This is a genomic window from Paenibacillus sp. oral taxon 786 str. D14 (assembly GCF_000159955.1).
Lineage (GTDB): Bacteria > Bacillota > Bacilli > Paenibacillales > Paenibacillaceae > Fontibacillus > Fontibacillus phoenicis.
Genome location: NZ_GG695976.1, coordinates 101748 through 107260, shown reverse-complemented (window position 1 = coordinate 107260; position 5513 = coordinate 101748). Strand labels below are relative to the sequence as shown.

Here is a 5513-nt window from a genome sequence, read left to right as displayed (position 1 = left end):
AGAGGCTTGATAGCTGCATCTTCCACATTCAAATAAAGGAAGGCGACGGGAGGACAGACGGGTGCACTCGGTATAAGCGCAGCGCGGACAAAAGAAACCGTCAGGCCACTTCATAGCGATGATCGCCTCGATGCAGTCCGCCTCACTTTGAAAACGGCTGCTGATAGGGTGAAGATCCGTATTCATATTTAATTCCATGCCCGATCCCTCCGCTTCAAACGAAACTAAAATCAAATATACGCACATATATTCTTGTTTTCCTTATTATACCAAACATACGTTCCTATTACAAGAATTAAATTCCATTTTTAACCTAATTATTTTGCTTTGGATGATCAGCAAAAAAATGAGGATGGAAACCTCTTAAAATCCCCATCTGAACGAAAGGGATAATCAGGTAAAGAGGGGAGGAAGGTATAAAGGTGGGAAGGGGGGAACGGCGGTAGGATGGAGCGGAAGTAAGATGGAGCGGAAGTAAGATGGAGCAAAGGTAAGATAGAGCAAAGAGATAGAGCGGTGGAAAGTGTAGAAGGATAACGGTGGAACGATGGAACGGCGAAAAGTGGAGGTACAGAGGGGTATCTATAACGTTCAAGAGAAAGGACCTCAACGACGAAGTTTAAGTGCCCGAAAGATGCCGTTCTGTAAATGGGCGGCGATGCGGTGAGACGATCTTGGGTCTGAGTTCTGAAAGAGAATTGTAACAATATTGAAAGGAATTTTTTAGTAATAAATGTTAGATTATGTAGGATTTTCGTGGTTTGTGAGGGGTAAAAATATTACAATTTTGGTACATGCAATGAGAGGAGGAAGGAATTTGTACAAGCCGGTGGAAACGCTGGAGGAAGGAACCTTGTTCCACTCGATTTGGATGGAGGCCTGGATGGAAAAAGGCTTTGAGCCGGAATTTGCTGAGAACGTCTTAGGTCGTTGCCTCGTATATGACGAGGCGGGGGTGCCGGTGGGAACGGTGGAGTTTAAACCCTATGTCCCGCACTCGGACGAGCCCTTGAACCGATTGGCGCCGTTTGACGATCATCCGGCCATCATGTGCTCTGGGCCAGGGGAGATCGCCGAGGTGGATAAAGTCGCTCTGCTGAAGAGATACCGCGGCCGCAACCTGAACCGGTTGCTCGCAACGATCGTCCTGTTTGCAGAGCAGAACGGGATTCGCCATTACGTCACCTTGCTTGAGCCCACCTTGTTCCGGGCGCTTCGTATCTCTTTTCATGTTCCGATGACCCAAGTTGGGGAACGCCAATTCTATAAAGGAGACGACGTTATACCGGCCATTATTCATGCGGCAGAGTTCTATGAGCATCCGGAGCGTTATGATTGGTATTTGGAAACGATCAAGTCCTTAAGTCTGGACACGGTTTTATCTACATAATGCAATAAAGGGAAAGGCTTGCCTCAGGCAAGCCTTTTTTTGTGTGATTCTTTGCTAGCCGACTGAGACGGGCTCTTTGGTAGGTTCCGCCGGAACGGAAGCCTCTTGATCTTGAATCGTCTTCGCTTCCCGGTTGGTCGAACTCGAAGAAGGTTCGTGTGATTCTGAAGTGGACCCGGACGACACCGTTGCTGGTTGAGGAGTGATGTCCTGCGTCGTATCCCCTGCGGCCGTCGCCGATAGGGTGAGAATCAAGTTGTCGAGATCTTGATAGTGTCTCACGATCTCGTGAATTTTGCTGTCCTGCGCTTCGATGCCCGCCAGAATTTGCTGCGCGGCGCTCATGTTGTGCTCGGTGCTCTCAGCTAGCTCCATAATTTCTGTCATAATGCTGGTGTACTGGTCCTGCATCTGCCGTACCGAGCGATCGACTTCGCCAGAGTGCTCATTCACCGTGCGGGCATTGTCAGACACTTTGCCCATGTAGCTTTGGACTTCTTGGGCTTCTTCCTGCCCGGAATGAACCGCAGTGGAGCCAAGTGTGATCTGTTCAGCAACGTTGTTGATTTGCCCAATGACGTCCGCCAGAATATCGTTAATCCGCTGGGTGGCCTGCTGTGAGTTCTCGGCAAGCTTGCGGATTTCCAAGGAGACCACGGCGAAGCCTTTGCCATGCTCTCCGGCATGAGCGGCTTCAATTGCGGCATTCATCGCCAGCAGGTTTGTTTGCGCAGAGATGCCATGGATCGTATCGACAATTTGGCTGACTTGCTCATTTTGGTCCCGAAGCTTCTGCATTTGGGTGACGGTGTCGGTAATGATTTGCTGCAAATGTTGAATATGTACGGATAAGGCGTTCATCTTCGCTCCGGCGGCTTCTGTATTATGCAGCATGTCTGATGACAGCTCTTGAAGCCGGGCTGAGATCTCGGCTGTCACCTCTACGGCTCCGCCAACCTCCTGCACCGATTGGGTTGTAGATTGCAGCCCCAGCGTCTGCCGTTCCAAGGTCGAGGAGACGCTGCCAAAGGTCGTCGTAATTTCTTTGGAGATGGACCCCGTGACGGTTACGTTCTCCCGCAACTGAGTGCTTAGACGTCCCAGCACGTCCAGTGAAGCTTGCAGTTTCGAAAGCAGCTCGTCACTGCGGCGTTTTGCCTCCATCGTATCCTGCTGCTGAGATAATACATCCTTCTGCAGACGTTCGCTGAACCGGGCAGCAAAAGCTAAAGCAACTGTCAGAAATGCCAGGAACAGCAGCAGATAGCTCAACGACTCGCGGGGGAATAATTTATCGTGGTAGAAGGGAACGTTGAAGAAATAAATCGTAATCCCCATCCCCAATAAGCCAGATAGAATGATCGGCTTGTAGTTCGAATACAACGTCATGATGCCGATAGATACGTAGACGAGCAAATACGTGCTGACGATCGGATCGGGATCATGATAGATCAGCAGAAAAGTCAACAATGAGGTGATCACGGGAATGACAAACATGACGTAGCGGGTTCCTTTGTTGGCGTAAGTCATGTAGGTTGCGATGGAGCAACAAATTCCGCCGACGATGATCAAGGTATATAGAACTTTGCTGTCCACCTGGATCATGATGTCGGTCAGGACGCCAAGGGCGACCATTCCCCATATAATTTTGACGAATAACTTATTACGTCGTTGCAGAATTCGATAATTCTCCATACCCTCTCCCTCTCCTAATTCATGGAATCCCTACTTTATAATGTCGGTTATTTTTTCATAAAATGAAGGCTTTTTCATGAAAATCAAGCGATTTCACCCAATCCCGGGCGAAAACGGATGCCAAACCCGAATTTCGTGTATACTAGGGGATATACACCGTGAGGAAGATCATGGAATCATCATGCAAAATAACACCCCGGCCCCTGCGGGACGAGCCGGGTTTGAGGTGAAATCATTTGAAAGTAATTACGGAAGAGGAACTGCTCGCTTTTATGCGGGAAACGGCATATAAACCGATGACGTACCAGGAGTTGGAGGAGCATTTTGGGATCACCGATGCCGCCGATTTTAAAGAATTTCTGAAAATGCTCAACCGGTTAGAGCAAAATGGACAAATTATTCTTACCCGCACTCATCGCTACGGGGTTCCGGAACGAATGGATTTGGTGCGCGGGCGCTTGCAGGCTCATCCCAAAGGCTTTGCATTTCTGATCCCAGAGGATCGCGATCATCCGGACGTCTACATTCATGCTAATGATTTGAAGAGCGCGATGAACGGCGATACGGTGCTGGTGCGCGTCAGCTCGAAGAGCGCGGGCGGCGGCAAGCTGGAAGGTGAGGTCGTACGCATCGTGCACCGGGCCATCACGCAGGTGGTAGGCGTCTTCCAGAACAACGAATCGTTTGGCTTTGTGATCCCGGACGATAAACGGATCAACAAGGATCTGTTTATCCCGCGGGAAGGCTTTGGCGCTGCAGTTGACGGCGAGAAGGTCGTGGCCGAAATCGTGGAGTATCCCGAGGGACGGTCTGCGGCGGTTGGTCGGGTCATCGAGATTTTAGGTCACAAGGATGACCCGGGCGTCGACATTTTGTCGATCATCCGCAAGCATCAGTTGCCGGAGGCTTTTCCGGATGACGTGATGGCAGAGGCGCAGGAAGTTCCCGACGTGATCGACGAGGCGGAGATCGTCCGCCAAGGACGGCGGGACTTACGCGACAAGGTGATCGTGACGATCGACGGTGAGGATGCGAAGGACCTGGATGATGCCGTAAACGTAGAGCGCCTGCCCAACGGGAATATTAAGCTGGGCGTGCATATCGCCGACGTTGGGTATTACGTGCGGGAGAATTCAAAGCTCGATCAGGAAGCCTATAACCGCGGCTGCAGTGTGTACTTGGTAGACCGCGTTATTCCGATGCTGCCGCACCGGTTGTCCAATGGGATTTGCTCGTTGAATCCGAAGGTGGACCGGTTCACGTTGTCCTGTGAGATGGAATTTAACGAGCAGATGAAGGTCGTGAAGCACGATATTTTCACCAGCGTGATCCGTACGAAGGAGCGAATGACTTACACGAATGTGCGCAAGATCCTGGAGGAGGAAGATCTTGAAGTTACGGCACGGTATGCGGATCTCGTTGAGACGTTCCAGCTAATGAAGGAGCTGGCGCTGAAGCTGCGGGCGAACCGCATGAGGCGCGGGGCGGTCGACTTCGACTTCGTGGAATCGAAGGTGATCGTTGATGAGAACGGGAAACCGGTGGATATCGTGAAGCGCGAGCGTTCGATCGCGGAACAGATCATCGAGGAATTCATGCTGGCCGCGAACGAAACGGTGGCGGAGCATTTTTATTGGCTGAAGGTGCCGTTTATTTATCGGATCCATGAGGATCCGGATCAGGAGAAGTTAATGAACTTCCTGGCGTTTGTCGCCAACTTCGGCTATACGGTCAAAGGCAGCAAAGGCAACAAGGTGCATCCGCGCGCGTTGCAAACGCTGCTCGAGGATATTCAGGGCACGAAGGAGCAGACGGTCATCAGCACGATGATGCTGCGTTCGATGAAGCAGGCGAAGTATGATGCGGAAAGCACCGGGCATTTTGGGCTGGCGGCAGAGTTCTATACGCACTTCACGTCGCCGATCCGGCGCTATCCGGACTTGGTGATCCACCGGGTTATCCGCGAGGTCATCGAAAGCGGCGGGACGCTGAGCGAAGCGCGCATGGAGTATTTGGCCAGCCGCATGCAGGATATCGCGCAGCAATCGTCCGAGCGGGAGCGCATCGCCGTGGAGGCGGAGCGCGATACGGAACAGCTGAAGAAAGCGGAGTTCATGCTGGACAAGGTCGGGGAAGAATTCACCGGCATTATCAGCAGCGTAACCAGCTTTGGCATGTTCGTCGAGCTGGAGAACACGGTGGAAGGGCTGATCCGGCTTAGTGCGATGACGGATGACTATTACCATTTCCACGAGCAGCATATGGCGCTGATCGGGGAACGGACGTCGAAGATCTATCGGATCGGCGACGAAGTGAAAATCCGCGTGGCCCGCGTGAATATGGACGACCATACGATTGATTTTGAGATGGTCGACATGAAGCCGCGGCAGCGCGGGGATTTCGCGGGCGGGCGCGGCGGCTGGGGCGG

The 5513-nt window shown here is 51.9% G+C and carries 4 protein-coding genes; 2 read left to right on the top strand and 2 right to left on the bottom strand.

Translation table 11 applies throughout. The features are described from left to right. Positions 1-198 (bottom strand): transposase (locus POTG_RS23210; protein ID WP_198136196.1); only part of this gene is annotated, 198 nt, incomplete at its 3' end. A 619-nt stretch (positions 199-817) separates the two neighbouring features. On the opposite strand from POTG_RS23210, the gene POTG_RS11325 reads away from it, so the two are divergent. Then, positions 818-1390 (top strand): GNAT family N-acetyltransferase, encoded by a 573-nt coding sequence (locus POTG_RS11325; protein WP_009224966.1) that lies wholly within the window; start codon positions 818-820, stop codon positions 1388-1390. Between the two features lie 54 nt (positions 1391-1444). Here the strand turns inward: POTG_RS11325 and POTG_RS11320 are convergent, their stop codons facing one another. Further along, positions 1445-3085 carry a methyl-accepting chemotaxis protein gene (locus POTG_RS11320; protein WP_009224965.1) on the bottom strand — a complete coding sequence of 547 codons (1641 nt, stop codon included), beginning with the start codon at positions 3083-3085 and terminating at the stop codon, positions 1445-1447. Positions 3086-3357: 272 nt separating this feature from the next. On the opposite strand from POTG_RS11320, the gene rnr reads away from it, so the two are divergent. Further along, positions 3358-5513: ribonuclease R (gene rnr / locus POTG_RS11315; RefSeq protein WP_083791456.1), on the top strand; the 2156-nt coding region annotated here is incomplete at its 3' end.

Bases quoted from the DNA above. Each gene is read 5' to 3' on its own strand.
- POTG_RS11320 (WP_009224965.1), bottom strand. From the start codon at position 3,085: ATGGAGAATTATCGAATTCTGCAACGACGTAATAAGTTATTCGTCAAA.